This window comes from Pseudomonas sp. NyZ480 (genome assembly GCF_029537255.1).
Taxonomy (GTDB): Bacteria; Pseudomonadota; Gammaproteobacteria; order Pseudomonadales; family Pseudomonadaceae; genus Aquipseudomonas; species Aquipseudomonas taiwanensis.
The window spans coordinates 2416086-2430373 of record NZ_CP120626.1; the positions used below are offsets into that span (position 1 = coordinate 2416086).

The 14288-nt window shown below is 61.3% G+C and carries 15 protein-coding genes; 8 read left to right on the top strand and 7 right to left on the bottom strand.

Features of this window, described 5'->3' with window-relative positions; translation table 11 throughout:
- The first annotated feature begins 2 nt into the window (after positions 1 to 2).
- Entirely contained in the window at positions 3 to 767 is a 765-nt protein-coding gene (gene madM, locus P3R38_RS11110; RefSeq protein WP_027907787.1) for a malonate transporter subunit MadM, read from the top strand.
- 89 nt (positions 768 to 856) lie between these two features.
- Here madM and P3R38_RS11115 read toward each other — a convergent pair whose 3' ends face one another.
- The 5 genes from P3R38_RS11115 to P3R38_RS11135 all read right to left on the bottom strand — a co-directional run bounded on the left by P3R38_RS11115 (position 857) and on the right by P3R38_RS11135 (position 5949).
- Positions 857 to 1768, bottom strand: coding sequence for a LysR substrate-binding domain-containing protein (locus P3R38_RS11115; RefSeq protein ID WP_023380297.1), 912 nt, complete (start codon positions 1766 to 1768; stop codon positions 857 to 859).
- A gap of 60 nt (positions 1769 to 1828) precedes the next feature.
- Positions 1829 to 2929, bottom strand: a complete 1101-nt coding sequence (locus tag P3R38_RS11120; protein WP_104881853.1) for an LLM class flavin-dependent oxidoreductase — start codon at positions 2927 to 2929, stop codon at positions 1829 to 1831.
- A gap of 287 nt (positions 2930 to 3216) precedes the next feature.
- Positions 3217 to 4011, bottom strand: coding sequence for a class II aldolase/adducin family protein (locus P3R38_RS11125; protein ID WP_023380299.1), 795 nt, complete (start codon positions 4009 to 4011; stop codon positions 3217 to 3219).
- Positions 4012 to 4476: 465 nt separating this feature from the next.
- Positions 4477 to 5370 (bottom strand): LysR family transcriptional regulator, encoded by an 894-nt coding sequence (locus P3R38_RS11130; protein WP_023380301.1) that lies wholly within the window; start codon positions 5368 to 5370, stop codon positions 4477 to 4479.
- 99 nt (positions 5371 to 5469) lie between these two features.
- The gene (locus P3R38_RS11135; protein WP_023380302.1) at positions 5470 to 5949 is read right to left on the bottom strand and encodes a GNAT family N-acetyltransferase; all 480 of its coding nucleotides are present in this window, start codon (positions 5947 to 5949) and stop codon (positions 5470 to 5472) included.
- A gap of 129 nt (positions 5950 to 6078) precedes the next feature.
- On the opposite strand from P3R38_RS11135, the gene P3R38_RS11140 reads away from it, so the two are divergent.
- From P3R38_RS11140 to P3R38_RS11155, 4 genes are all read left to right on the top strand, one after another.
- Entirely contained in the window at positions 6079 to 6708 is a 630-nt protein-coding gene (locus P3R38_RS11140; RefSeq protein ID WP_023380303.1) for a LysE family translocator, read from the top strand.
- Between the two features lie 21 nt (positions 6709 to 6729).
- Positions 6730 to 7602 (top strand): alpha/beta hydrolase, encoded by an 873-nt coding sequence (locus P3R38_RS11145; RefSeq protein ID WP_277687139.1) that lies wholly within the window; start codon positions 6730 to 6732, stop codon positions 7600 to 7602.
- Between the two features lie 101 nt (positions 7603 to 7703).
- Positions 7704 to 8591, top strand: a complete 888-nt coding sequence (locus tag P3R38_RS11150; protein WP_277687140.1) for a pirin family protein — start codon at positions 7704 to 7706, stop codon at positions 8589 to 8591.
- A 200-nt stretch (positions 8592 to 8791) separates the two neighbouring features.
- Positions 8792 to 9052, top strand: a complete 261-nt coding sequence (locus tag P3R38_RS11155) for a DUF1652 domain-containing protein (RefSeq protein WP_027907792.1) — start codon at positions 8792 to 8794, stop codon at positions 9050 to 9052.
- Positions 9053 to 9098: 46 nt separating this feature from the next.
- Here the strand turns inward: P3R38_RS11155 and P3R38_RS11160 are convergent, their stop codons facing one another.
- Together P3R38_RS11160 and P3R38_RS11165 are read right to left on the bottom strand one after the other, a co-directional pair.
- Complete coding sequence (locus P3R38_RS11160; RefSeq protein WP_023380307.1) at positions 9099 to 9386, bottom strand: hypothetical protein; 288 nt, start codon at positions 9384 to 9386, stop codon at positions 9099 to 9101.
- Positions 9387 to 9527: 141 nt separating this feature from the next.
- Entirely contained in the window at positions 9528 to 11105 is a 1578-nt protein-coding gene (locus tag P3R38_RS11165) for a phosphoethanolamine transferase (RefSeq protein WP_238546548.1), read from the bottom strand.
- A 423-nt stretch (positions 11106 to 11528) separates the two neighbouring features.
- Here P3R38_RS11165 and P3R38_RS11170 point away from each other — a divergent pair, with 423 nt between their 5' ends.
- The 3 genes from P3R38_RS11170 (at position 11529) to P3R38_RS11180 (ending at position 14276) form a co-directional block, all read left to right on the top strand.
- Positions 11529 to 12419: a LysR substrate-binding domain-containing protein gene (locus P3R38_RS11170; RefSeq protein WP_023380309.1), complete on the top strand. Its 891-nt coding sequence runs from the start codon at positions 11529 to 11531 to the stop codon at positions 12417 to 12419.
- A gap of 109 nt (positions 12420 to 12528) precedes the next feature.
- Complete coding sequence (locus P3R38_RS11175) at positions 12529 to 13233, top strand: SDR family oxidoreductase (RefSeq protein ID WP_023380310.1); 705 nt, start codon at positions 12529 to 12531, stop codon at positions 13231 to 13233.
- Between the two features lie 224 nt (positions 13234 to 13457).
- Positions 13458 to 14276, top strand: a complete 819-nt coding sequence (locus tag P3R38_RS11180) for a transporter substrate-binding domain-containing protein (protein ID WP_041925654.1) — start codon at positions 13458 to 13460, stop codon at positions 14274 to 14276.
- Positions 14277 to 14288: the final 12 nt, after the last annotated feature.

Sequence of the window (14288 nt, forward strand, 5' to 3'; positions counted from 1 at the left end):
TCATGTGGCCGATCATTGACAATGCCCTGGAGCACAACGGCCTGATCACCGCGTTCGCGGTGGTGGGTGGGATCATGTGGTTGTCGGTACTGCTGTCGAAATACCTGACCTTCGGCCGGGTGCACGGATCGGCCATCGCCATCGTCATTGGCCTGGCACTGGCCTGGGTCGGCGGCACCGTGACCGGCGGGCAGAAAGGCTTGGCCGACATGGCGCTGTTCTCGGGCATCGGCCTGATGGGAGGGGCCATGCTGCGTGACTTCGCGATTGTCGCCACAGCGTTCGAGGTGCAGGCCACCGAAGCACGCAAGGCGGGGATGATCGGTGCAGTATCGCTGCTGCTGGGAACGGTGCTGCCGTTCATGGTCGGGGCGGCGGTTGCTTATGCCTTCGGTTATCGCGATGCGGTGAGCATGACCACCATCGGAGCCGGCGCAGTGACCTATATCGTCGGGCCGGTCACTGGCGCCGCGCTGGGGGCGAGTTCGGACGTGGTCGCGCTGTCGATTGCCACCGGTTTGATCAAGGCGATCTTGGTAATGGTGTTCACTCCGGTCTCTGCGCGCTTGCTGGCCCTGGACAACCCACGTTCGGCCATGGTGTTCGGCGGGCTGGCGGGAACAGTCTCGGGTGTAACAGCGGGCCTTGCGGCGACGGATCGACGGTTGGTGCCCTATGGCGCTCTGACGGCGACCTTCCATACCGGGCTGGGGTGTTTGATGGGACCTTCGATACTGTACTTCTGTGTGCGTGGGCTGGTGGGCTAGGCGTCTGCGTTGCGGTGCAGCCTATCGCCAGCAAGCCGGCGCCTGCAGGTTCAATCGGCAGGCGTCGGCTTGACGGCAATGAAACTCGCTCAGTTTTCCCGGCTATACATCCGGCATTCAGCCAACAACGCCAACAGGTTCGGCTCTCGCTCCCGGGCCTTGAGAAACACCACGCCAATGTGCTGTTGCAAGCGGTAGCGCGGTTGCAGCGGTAGCAGCCGCACGCGGTTCTCGTACACTGCGGCGATGCGCCCCGGTAGCAGGGCATAACCCACGCCCGAGCTGACCATGCTCAGCAGTGTGAAGATATCGTTCACCTGCATCGCTACCTTTGGCTCGAACCCGGCCTGTTGGAACACCCGCGCGCCATCACGGTGGGTGGCGAAGCCCTGGGTCAGGGTTATGAAGGTAGAATCGGCCAGGTCCGCCAAGTCCACCTCGGCCTGTGCCGCAAACGACGAATCGGTGGGCGCGGCAAGGAAGATATCGTCCGAGAACAGCGGCAACTGTTCGCAGGTCGGGTCATCGACGCTGTCGTCCAGCGACACCAGAATCGCATCCAGTTCGTGGTTTTTCAGGCGCTGTAGCAGGTCGATGTTCGAGCCAAGGGTCAGGTCGATATTCAGTTCGCTGCGCCGCAGCTTCAGGCCCATCACCAGCTTGGGCACGGTCTTGACCGTCAGCGAGTACAGCGCACCCAGCCGAAAGCGCTCGGCATAGAAGCCTGCCGCTTCCCGGGTCTGCCGCACCATTTGCTCAGCATCCTGAATCAGCTGGCGGGCTTTCTTCTCCAGCACATAGGCGCTTTCCAGCGGAATCAGCTGACGGCCTTCGTGCTTGAACAGCGGGCAGCGCAGGGCGCTTTCCAGGGAGTGGATCGCCCGGTGCACGCTCACCGCGCTGGTCGACAACTCAGCGGCGGCACGGCCGAGGTTGCCGCTGCGCATGAAGGCGAGAAAAGTCTCGAGCTTCTTGAGGGTCAGTTCTTCGTCGATGAGCATGGAATGGCTCGCAGTCGAGGGAGACTGATCTTGCCACAAGCGCAGTGGATTTAGGTCAGCTCAAGCTTGCAGCGCCTGGCCCTCGGGCGGTTGTCTCTGCACCCGCGACTTGATGCGTGGAATCAGCGCTTGGCCGTACTCTACGGCATCGCGAAGCTGATCGAAGCCGCGGAACAGGAAGGTGGTAACACCCAGCTCGTAGTAGGCCAGTGCTGCCTCGGCGACCTGATCGGCAGTGCCAACCAGCGAGGTGGAGTTGCCAGCTCCGCCGCCCAGCGCAGCGATCTCGGTCCACAAGCGGGTGTCGTGAACCTTGCGTTGGCTGGCCAATTGCACCAGGCGCTCCGAGCCGACGTTGCTCTTGCCGACGTTTTTATCGCGGCGGTTGCCCTGGCGCAAGCCGATGCGGTGCTGAGCGTCGGCGAGGATGCGTTCGGCCCGTGCCCAGGCCTCTGCCTCGGTGGCACCAAGGATCGGCCGTAGCGACAGGCTGAAGCGGATCTTCTGTTCGCGGCCATAGCGTGCCGCGGCCTTGCGCACCTTGCCGATGCGCTCGCGTACTTGCTCCAGCGGTTCGCCCCACATCATGTAGACATCGGCATGCTTGGCCGCCACCTCCACCGCCGCGTCAGAGGCACCGGAGAAGTAGACAGGCAGCTTGGCCACCGGCTTGACCAGGGTCAAGTTGTCCTCGACCCGGTAGTGTTCACCGTGGTGGTCGAAAGGTTCGGTGTGGGTCCAGGTCTTGCGCATCACCTCCAGGTACTCGTCGGTGCGGGCGTAACGTGCATCTTTGTCGAGGAAGTCGCCGTCGCGTTGCAGATCACCGCTATCGCCGCCGGTGATGATGTTGATCGAGGCGCGGCCACGGCTGAGCTGGTCGAGGGTGGCGAGCTGTCGAGCGGCGAACGTCGGCGCTTGGAACCCGGGGCGGTGCGCCACCAGCAGGCCGATGCGCTCGGTTAGCGCCGCCACATAGCTGGCCAGAATCAGCGAGTCCGGCTCGCTGGTGTTGACTGCCAGCAACGCTTTGTCGAAACCGCCGTATTCCTGGGCGTGGGAAAAGGCCCTGATGAATTCGAGGTCGACCAGCGGGCCACGCGGCGCCTGCGATTCGCTACCTTCCTGGGGGCCGATGAGGCCGATGAATTCGAGACTCATGAATCAGAACTCTCTGTCGTGGTGGGCTCAGGCCGCCGCGTCTGTCCGGTCGAGGCGAGCCAGGCGGCCGGGAAGTGGGTGGTTGTCGGCCTCCGCCAGGAAAGGGGTCGGTCTGCAGTGAACTTAGCGGTTGTGGGGTGAGGTTGTGAAAGGCTTTGTGGTTCTATTCTAATTATGTTTATGATTCATAAAAAATATAGATATAAATGCATTATTGTAATTTTTTGCGATGGGCTTGGGTGCCGATCCAGAACGCCGCCGACGTGCAGTCGATGAGGCCGATCCAATCAGCGCTGGTAATCAAGCCCCTCCCGGTCCAGTTGCCGAATCAGTGCATCCCAGTGCCGCTTGATGCCCTCACCCTGCCCATCGGAAAACCGCTTGGATTGCTCATGGACCTTGGCGATCGCTGCCGGCGATGCATGCAACAACTGATCATGGCCGCCAACTTGCGCCGCCACTTGGATGTTGCAGGCGCGCTCCAGCCCATGCAGTTCGCGAAAGGCATGCTCGACACTGATGCCGCCCGTCAGCAGGCCGTGATTGCGCAGAATCAGGATATTGCCGGTGCCCAGGTTGGCCACCAGTCGTTGTTGCTCGTCAAGGTCCAGCGCGACGCCTTCATAGTCGTGGTAGGCCACCCGGCTGTAGTAAGCCAGGGCATGTTGCGAGATCGGCAGCAGACCCTTGCGCTGGGCCGACACGGCGGCACCGTCACGGGTATGGGTATGCAGCACCGCCTTGAGGTCGGGGCGGGCACGATGGATAGCGCTGTGAATCACGTAGCCGGCCTGGTTGATGCCCAGGCCCAGTGGGTCGTCGATGATCGTGCCGTCGACATCCACCTTCACCAGGTTCGAGGCGGTGATTTCGTCGAACAACAGGCCAAACGCGTTGATCAGGAAGTGTTCATCCGGCCCAGGCACGCGGGCCGAAAAATGTGTGTAGATATGGTCGGTCCAGCGGAACAGTGCCGCCAGCCGGTAGGCCGCGGCGAGCTTGACTCGCACCTCCCATTCCTCGGCGCCGACCCGCTGGCGCACGCCGCTTTCGTTGGGGGATACCGCAGACAATGAACTCATGATGCTCTCCAGAAGTCAGGAACGGTAGCCGCGCTGGGTGTCCACCCGCGCAGCGGGGCTTGCTTGGGGTAACGGGCACAGTTGTCGAGGAAGGCGTCCTGCAGGGCGAGGTAGCCTTCTTCGAAAATCACCGAGGCGTGAGGCGACAGGTGATCACCGATTGGCTCTTGCGGCCACCTCCGCCAGCGCAGTGCGCACGGTCTGGCCGAGCACCATATCGTCTTGCGGGGCGTGGACGGGGGTGACTCATGGGGCATTCATCCCTGGAACACGTTAGGTTTCAAAGAACGTATTCGTAGGAGCGGATGCTGTAAAAGTCTTTTTGGTTCTATGCTAATTATTTGTTTTGAGAATAAAATAATTTCTTATTTATGCGGTATGTGCATTTAGTGATGGTGCCGGCGCGGATCGGCTCGCCCCTCGCAAGCCCACTCTCACAAGGGCCGGCGATAGGAGCGGGCGAGCTCACTCCGCTTTCAATCGATTGCCCGCGATTTCCCCGAACAACTCAACCGGCTCTTGCAGATTCCCCAGGTATCGGGGGTGGAACAACCACAAGTCGACCTGCGGCTTGAAGTCGGACACATTGACCACCTCCAGTGCATCGCGATGGCGGCTGCCCTCCAGCAGCGGTTCTGGCACAAGGCCCAGTCCTTGGCCTGTGGCGACCAGGCCCAGTTGCAACTCGGTACCGAAGGTCTCCAGGTTGATCGTCAGGCTCAGGCCCTGTTCGCTCAGTGCCCGCTGCAACCCGGCGCGAAAGCCGCAACCATCGGGGTTGAGTACCCAGCCGCGGGTGTAGCAGTCCTTGAGCTTGAAGCTACGTTTGCTGGCACTCCCCTTGGCAGCCACTACTCGCAACGGCATTCGTGCAACCGACTGGCTGGCGATGCCCTCCGGGAAAATCTTGCCCGGCGGGAACAGCGCCGCAGCGGCGTCGAGTTCGCCATTTTCCATACGGGCGATCAGGCTGCTGCCCCAACCGCTGGTGACTTGGGTACGCAGTTGCGGATAGGTTTCGCGCAACTGCGCCAGGGCATCGAGCAATATCACATCGCCCAGTGTCTGTGGCACGCCAAGTCGCAGGGTGCCGGACGGTGCACCGTCGTTGGCCACCAATTCGCGCAGCGAGTCGATCTCGCGCAGGATGGCCTTGCACTGCTCGTATACCCGCAGTCCCATGGGTGTCGGTCTGAGCGGTTTGGTGTTGCGGTCGAGGAGGGTGGCGCCCAGGTCTTGCTCGAAGTTCTGCACCCGGCGCGTGATGGCCGGCTGGGTCAGTTGCAGGGCCTCGGCGGCAAGGTTGGTCGACTGGCAACGGATGACCGCCACGAAGGCGTCCATGTCATCGATTTTCATATTCGGCGCTCACATATTGAAACGTGGGGACATGCCTACAGAGCATAATCCCCGTGACGCCGATTGTCACAGCGAGTTGGGCTGCCAGGCCGTTCCGCCTCAGCCGTGGGCGAAGCCCAGCAAGGTTTCACCCTCCATCCGATACCGGACCCACTCATCCTGGGCCTCTGCGCCCAACGATTTGTAGAACCCGATGGCGGGCTCGTTCCAGTCCAGCACGCTCCACTCCAGGCGCCCACACTGGTTTGCCACCGCCTCACGGGCAATGTGCCGCAGCAGTTGCCGTCCTGCGCCATCGCCGCGTTGCTCGGGGGTGATGTACAGGTCTTCCAGGTAGATGCCGTTGCGCCCCAGCCAGGTCGAGTAACTGTAGAAATACACGGCAAAGCCGATGGCCCGACCGTCTCGCTCGCAGATCAGGCTATGCACCGTGCTGCCCTCGTCGAACAGGCTGTGCTCGATGTCGGCTAGGGAGGCGACCACTTCGTGGCGGGCACGTTCATAGTCGGCGAGCTCGGTGATGAAGGCCAAAATCTGCGCAGCATCGCTACGAACGGCAGGGCGGATGTTGAGGCTCATGGGGCGTCCTTGTGGGTGGAGAACATCGCGGGTCGGTACAGTGATTTGTATCTGTTTAATTTAACCCAACTGTATCGGTTGCAGTCAGGGCGACTCGGCTAGTGTGGCAGCAACGACAATAAATGCGGAATGCCGATCATGCTTGCCTCTGCCGATTTGCTCATGGCCTTCATGTTATTCGCCTTCGTTTCCTCCATCACCCCAGGGCCGAACAACACCATGTTGCTGGCGTCGGGGGTGAACTTCGGCGTGCGTCGGACCATTCCCCACGCCATCGGAATCAGTGTCGGCTTCATGGTGATGGTGCTGGCGGTGGGCTTTGGCCTGGGCGAAGTGTTCAAGGCCTGGCCGCCGCTGTATACCGTGCTGCGTTATACCGGCGCCGTTTACTTGCTTTACCTGGCCTGGAAAATCGCCACCTCCGGACCGGTCGGCAGCTCTTCTTCCGGCGCCCGCAAGCCCCTTGGGTTCTGGGGCGCGGCAGCGTTTCAATGGGTCAATCCCAAGGCCTGGGTAATGGCCGTGGGGGCGATCACCACTTACACACCGGCCCAAGGCTATGTGCTCAATGTCATCGTGATCGCTGCGGTGTTCGCCCTGGTCAACCTGCCCAGCGTCGGGGTCTGGGTGATGTTCGGCAGCGCCTTGCGCAATGTGCTGCAGAACCCGCGCTGGCTGATGCTGTTCAATGTCCTGATGGCCTTGTTGCTGGTGATTTCGCTGTACCCGTTGCTGTTTGTAGAATCGGCGTTTTCCTAGAACGATGAGTAGCGCGCGCCGATGGAGTTGATTCCCTGGTCCCATACCTGCACCGAAGGTTTCACCTTGCGCGGCTGGCGTTCGCCAGCCAGTGGCAAGCCGCTGGTGCATTTTCTCCATGGCAATGGTTTTTGCAGCCTGGCTTACCAGCCACTGTTGATGCGTCTGGCAGAGCATTTCGACTTGTGGCTGAGCGACGTGCAGGGGCATGGAGACAGCGACCACGGCGGTGATTTTCTGGGCTGGAACCGCACGGCGGCACTGGCCTTGGAGGCCTTCGAAGCGGGACGCGGCGAATATGGCGATGTACCTCGATATGCCGTCGGGCATAGCTTCGGTGGCGTGCTCACCGGGCTGATGCTGGCCAGCGACCCGCAGGCCTTCGCGCGAGCCGTTTTGCTTGACCCGGTATTGTTCAGTCGGCGGATGATCGGGGTCATGGGCGCGGCCGCGATGGTTGGCCTGCATCGTCGTCATGCCCTGGCGCGCAAGGCGGCCAGCCGCCGCAGTCACTGGCCGGATCGCGAAGCCGCACTGGCCTCGCTTCAAGGGCGGGGTATCTTCAAGGGGTGGAGCGCCGCAGCGCTGCAGGCCTACGTCGAACACGCTATCGGTGACTGCGGGGAAGGGGTGGTGCTCAAGTGCCGGCCCAGCCGCGAAGTGGAGATATTCAGTTCTTTCCCCACCCGCATGTGGCCCAATCTTGCCCGTATCCAGGTGCCGACCCTGGTGCTGTACGGCGAGCACACCTATCCCTTCGTCCCTCGCTCGGTAAACCGCCTGGCCACGCTCAATGCCAATGTCACCGCGCTACCCGTACCCGGTGGTCACTGCTTCATGCAGGAAGACCCTGTCCTGGCGGCGGAACAGGTGCTCTCCTTTCTTTACCAATGAGCGTATTGTCCTGTCAGTGGAACGATCCATGCCATTTGAGCCGTCTTCCGGCGGATTGACATGGTTGTTAAGGTGAGCTCAGCCGAGAGAGGAGACTTCTCATGAAAACGATTCTGGGTATCCACCGCAGCCCCCATGCGCACTGGGTGGGGGACGGTTTTCCGGTACGCAGCCTGTTCACCTATGACAACCTGGCCAGCCAGATCAGCCCATTCCTGCTGTTGGACTACGCGGGGCCCCATGACTTCACGCCCACCCATGACCGGCGTGGGGTTGGGCAGCACCCGCACCGGGGCTTCGAGACCGTGACAATCGTCTACCAGGGCGAACTGGAGCACCGTGACTCCACGGGTGCCGGCGGCCTGATCGGCCCAGGCGACGTGCAATGGATGACCGCCGCCAATGGCATCATTCACGAAGAATTCCATTCGCCAGCGTTCGCGCGCCAAGGCGGTACCCTCGAAATGGTGCAACTTTGGGTCAACCTGCCTGCGCGGGACAAGCGCGCCGCTGCGGGCTACCAGACGCTGCTGGCCTCTGACATTCCTGTGGTGCCGTTGGCGCATGAGGGGGGCAATGTCCGGGTGATTGCCGGTGAGTACGAAGGCCGGCGAGGCCCCGCCCGCACCTTTACCCCGATGGACGTCTGGGACTTGCGCCTGAAAGCCGGTACTTCGCTGCAGTTGCCGGTGGCGCAGGGGCGCACGGCCGCTCTGGTGGTGTTGCGCGGTATGCTGCGCGCCAACGGCGAGCGAGAAGCCGGCCCGGCCAGCCTGGTGCTGTTCGAGCGCGACGGAGAGCATGTGGTGATCGAGGCGCAGCAGGACAGCAGTGTGTTGCTGCTCAGTGGTGAGCCGATCGACGAACCGATAGTGGGCTATGGTCCGTTCGTGATGAACAGTCAGGTCGAGATCGCCGAGTCGTTCGATGACTTCCATGCCGGTCGGTTCGGACAGATGGCCGAGGACCGCGACGGTGCCGCGCACTGACCGCCCGTCGCGAACTGCCAGCATCCAGTCGAACCACCCGGCCCGGATCGCATTCTTCCACTAAGGTGCTTAGGGATATCTGAGCCGATCATTGTTCAGGCACATGGAGTGCCGCTTGGACATGCGCATTATCAATTGGCACCCCACGCGGCAAAGGCGTACTCACACAACAGGCCATCCAGTACAGAGAGGGTCGTACCATGTCGTTGATTGGAGTTTCGATGCTAGAGATGCGGCAGATGATCGAGCAAGCCTGCCTGCCCGATCGTTGCGAGGTAAGCTGCCCGGACGGCGCCACCCTGACAATCCGCCTTGGCCAGGGACAATCGCTCGATGACGGTGTAACGTTGACATCGATCCCGCTGCAGAATCTGAACAGTTGCCGTGACCTGGTGCATCTGGTCAGTCAGTTGCACGCCCTTCGTGACGCACAGCCAACGGTGCTGAAAGCCATTGCCTGACAGTGTCTAGCCCCGGCTGGCCCAAGCTGGCCGGGGGCGATCCCCGCTACTGCAGTTCGAGCAACAGGTTCAGCCCGCCGTCTCCGCACTTTCCATGGTCCCGTACCACTCCACGGTAGTCTCGCCCGTCCCAGATGAAGGCGACGCTATGGGCACGGTCGACTTTATCTGGCAGCGGGGGGCAGATGTGCAGGCGTAACGCGGGGCGGCCCTGGAGCGTGAGGGCGGCCAGTTGGCATTGGCATTCGACGCTCTGGGCCACGGGCCCGAAAAGCGTATCGCGCACATAGTCTAGTTGTAGGCAGGCATTGGGCGAGCGACCGGGCATTTTCATGGGCGTGGCGTCCCCATGGGCGGTCGCTGTCCAGATTGGACGCGGGTCATGACAGGCTCCTCGCAGGTGGCGATTGGTATCTTCGTTTGAAGCGTGTTTTTCGCAGATGTTCAATCGATTTGATGAACATGCGACCGATCGCTAGCGGGTGCTGAACTTGAACGACGGTACATACCCTGAGCCAAGCAAGTACGGGCATTTGGACGGTACAAACGCATCGGTCATCAGGTCGTGGGCGCTGTTGTATTCATTGGTCAGCACACCTGTGATACCAAGCAGCGTATGGGGTAGCGAAGAGGTACTGATGGGTTGGTCGGCCCGGTCCTTGAGTTTTGCGAGCCTGAGGTTGAGCGGTGCCGGCAGGTTGTCGGATGCCCAGATGAACGAAGAGACCGCCAGGTCGTATTCATTGCCGATGCCATGACCCAGCAGCTCGCGGTGATCGTCCAGGATATTTTCGCCATGGTCGGACGCGTAGACCAGCAGGGCAGGCCGTCGACGGGCCTGCAGTTGGGTGATGAGGCTGTTCAGCAGCCAGTCGGTGTACAGAATGGTGTTGTCGTAGTCTGCGGTGATCTGGTCTTTCGCACTGCCGCTGGCCGGTTTGAATTGCTTGAAGTTGTCGGGGTAGCGCCGGGCGTAGTCGAAGTGGCTGCCCTTGATGTGGATGAAGATCGCCTGTTTGCGCGTGCCGCCGTCGCGCACTATTTTTTCGTAGGCAGGAAGCAGGGCGCCGTCATGACTGCGTTCGAAATACTGACGGTACTGCGCTTCCGCGGCGATGTGCGGGATGATGCCGCCGAAGCTGTCGACTTCCTGGACCGAAAGCCAGTGGGTGTCGTAGCCCGCTTTTCGGTAGATGCCGACCAGTGATTGGGTCGAGGCAATCATGTCCCAGTTGGAAATGGGCGACAGGCTGAGCATGGCGGGAACGGCCACCGACGTATACGGCGAGGTGGTGCACACGTTGTCCAGCCTGTAGATACCCTTTTGCCGGTCGAGGTTCGGCGTGGTGGGTTTGTGGTAGCCATAGAGTGACCAGTTATGTGGCCGTGACGATTCGCCGATCACGAACACCACTGTTTCGATACTCGCTTCGTCGGCCTGGCTGATGATGTCGATCTTCGCGGTGCGACGTTTGCTGATGTGTTCCTGGGATTGCATGTGCAGGTAGGTGGTCAGGCCGATCTGCGACAGGTAGCCGAACGGCGTGCTCTGGTCCTTTGCGGCAAGGTCCAGGACTGCACTTGTGCCAAGGCTGTTGAGTTTGACTGTCTTGTAGAAGTAGGCGCCGTAACCTAGCAGCAGGGTGCAGGCCGTCAACAAGGCGAGGGCCGGGCTTCTGTAGTAGCGCCGTTTGTACAGCCCGGCCAGTCCCAGGCCGTAGCACAGGGCGAATATGGCCAGCACCGAGACGACCGGCTTCCAGTAGGTGGCTGCGAAATCGCTCGCCTCCTTGTAATTGGTCAGGGCAATGAATACATAGGCAGCAGTCAACCGGGAGTTGAAGTTCAGTACCAGGAACAGGTCGATCGTGGCCAGCAGGTAGAAGGGCAGCAGCAGCGCGTGGACTTTGAACTGATTGGACGAAACGAGCCGCAGCAACACCAGCCAAAGCCCGGAGATGGCAAGGTTATAGAGGGCCAGCAAGTCGATGCTCGCATGCTGCTGGTTGGCAATGCCCCGTATCAACAGGGGGGACAGAAGGTATGCCCACAAGACCAGGGTTGGCCATTGCGATATCAGTGAATGAGGGGTAAGCGGGGGCGTTCGTTCCGAGGTCTGCATGTTTGAATCGTCCTCGTGATAAGCCCAACCACCCCAGCGCGGGTAGCGCCTGAAGAAGGTGTGGCGAGCTACAACGTTCCATGCGCAAGCGTGCAATAGCCAATTGCCGGTAGCTAAGCACCAGCATAGTCAGCCCAACACACTCCCAGCACTCAGTGCCCTGATATTTTGTGTAACCGCCCGATAAGCGGTGGCGTCGCATCAACCTGTGCGTGACTTTTTCTTCCGCTGCCGGTTTATTTGGCGGCAGTTTGAGGCTAGCTTCCTCGAGTCGCTGTCCCAGTTGTCCTGCTCGCGCCGCCGTGCTCCTGGGGCAGACCACGCTCCTTACTTAACTAACAGACATCGCTCCCTATGCCCGAAGGCTTCCCGAACCTGCCATCGTTGAACGCCCTACGGGTGTTCGAAGTGGTTGCGCGCCATCTGAACTTTCGCCTGGCGGCCGAGGAACTGGGTGTTACCCAGGCTGCGGTGGCCCAGCAGATTCGCGGGCTGGAAGCCAGCCTGGAGATTCGTCTGTTCGAGCGCTTGCCGCGAGGGCTAGGCATGACCGATGCCGGGCGCTCCTACGCCAGCCGCGTGCGCAGCGCCTTGTCCATGATCGACGAGGCGACCCGTCTGCTCAGGCCGCAGCCGCTTCACCTCACGGTCAGCGTCACCCCCTCCTTTGCCTCGAAGTGGCTGATCCCAAGGTTGGGTGCCTTCGCCGAGGACTACCCGGATATCGACCTGCGCGTACTGGCCACGGACAAGCTCTCGCACTTCAGCACGGATAGTGTCGATTTGGCGGTGCGCTATGGCCAGCCCCCGTTCGGGCCAGGGCTGAATACCGAGTTGCTGATGGACCAGCGGATCGTGGCGGTGGCCAGCCCACGGTTGCTGGCCAGCAAGGGGGCCCCCGACAGCTTCGAGGCATTGCAGGACTTCGTGATGCTGCATGATGCGCATGATTTCTGGCCAGAATTTACCGGTGCGTTGTTTGCGCAGCACGCCCAGGGCACGGCGAAAAACGTGCGGTTCAACCAGACGTCGCTGGCCATCGAAGCTGCCATCAACGGCCAGGGCATTGCCTTGGCCAGCCAGATGTTCGTTCAAGGAGACATCGATGCCGGACGACTGGAGCAAGTGTTTGCCCAGCAGTTGCGGCTCGATAAGGCGTTCTATCTGGTCTGGCCACGCAAGGCTGGTACACCGCCAGGTTTGGCGGTGGTCAAGGATTGGCTGTTGCGTCAGGCTCATCTGTAGACAGTAGTTTTGCTACTGCCAGCACCAACTTCGGCTGCCTCCCTCACCGGCGACTCTGCTGCTAGTGTGATGACATCAATTCACACGATGTCCATCCAGAGGAGGCAACATGTCCATAGAAAAAGTAGCGATCATCACGGCAGGCGGCAGTGGTATGGGCGCGGCAGCTGCGCGGCGTCTGGCAGCGGATGGCTTCAAGGTCGGCATCCTCTCATCGTCGGGCAAAGGTGAGGCGTTGGCCAACGCACTGGGAGGCGTCGGCGTGACCGGTAGCAATCAGTCGAATGAGGATCTCCAGCGCCTGGTCGATGCCGTGGCGGAAAAATGGGGCCGTGTCGACGTGCTGGTCAACAGCGCAGGTCACGGCCCGCGCGCGCCGATCCTGGAAATCTCCGACGCCGACTGGCACCTGGGTATGGACACCTATCTGCTCAACGCCATCCGTCCGTCCCGCCTGGTCACGCCTATCATGCAGCGCCAGGGCGGTGGAGTGATCATCAATATTTCGACGGCCTGGGCATTCGAGCCCAGCGACATGTTCCCCACTTCGGCGGTGTTCCGCGCAGGTCTGGCCGCGTTCACCAAGATTTTCGCCGATACCTACGCCGGCGATAACATCCGCATGAACAATGTCTTGCCAGGCTGGATCGACAGTCTGCCCGCCACCGAGCAGCGCCGCGACAGCGTACCGCTCAAGCGCTACGGTACCTGCGAGGAAATTGCAGCGACCATTGCCTTCCTGGCCGGGGAGGGTGCCGCTTACATCACCGGGCAGAACATCAAGGTCGATGGCGGTATCACTCGCCATCTCTGACAGGAGCACGCGCCCACGGCATCGGCCCTGTTGTGCGATTGGATGGTTCATCGGATAGCCGCTCGTGGCTTTTACCTGTGATGCCAAAAGCGGCCTGGCAGCTGGCCGTCGATGGTCCAGACTGTCTGATGCGAGCGGCTTGCGATGCCATCGCTGCCATTGAACCATGGCAGCGATGGCATTCATGTCTGGCCGTCGAATGCCAACCGTGCCGAGGGTCGTACATGGATGAGCGTGGTCCTTGCCTGGCGATTCTGCTGGTCTGCGTCCTGGCGGTGCTACCAAAGACGGCACTGGCGGCGCGAGACTGCCATTATCTCACTGCAACAGGTAATCCCGAGTATCCGCCTTACCTGTGGCGTGACCCGGACAATCCACGGCAGCTGATCGGCGCCAATGCCGACCTGCTCCTGCACCTGGGCAGAAGCCTGGGCCTGGAGGTACAGGTGTTGTATACCGGGCCTTGGTCCCGGGCGCAGGAGGAAGTACGCACTGGCCGTATCGACCTCATGGCAGGCTACTTCCTGACCCAGGCGCGGCAACAGGTGATGGATTTCGTGATGCCGGCGTTCCTGCATACGCCCAGCGTGGTCTGGGTGCGCCAGGACAGCGTCTTTGCCTATCAGGGGTGGGCTGACCTGCAAGGACTCAAGGGCGGGACCTTGGTCAGCAACAGCCATGGCCAGCAGTTCGACGACTACGCCAAGGCACACCTGAACCTCGAAGCGGTGCCCAGCGCCAGGCAAGCCTTCGAGAAACTGCTGCACAAGCGCAACGACTATGTGGTCTACGAGCAATACCCCGGCATGGCGCTGGCGCGTACGCTGGGCATGGACCCGCTACTGAAGGTGTTGGAGCCACCGGTGGCCAGCGAGGGGCTGTATCTGGCGCTGTCACATCAATCGCCGTGCAACCAGCCTCTGCTTCGGCAACAGCTGGCGCAGAAAATGAAAGCGATCGTCGATGGGCCGCTGCCGGCGCAATGGCTTGAGCAAAACCTCGAGCGCTGGAAAAAACAGCAGAAGAACGCGGCGCAACCCTGAAGGAGGCTGGCC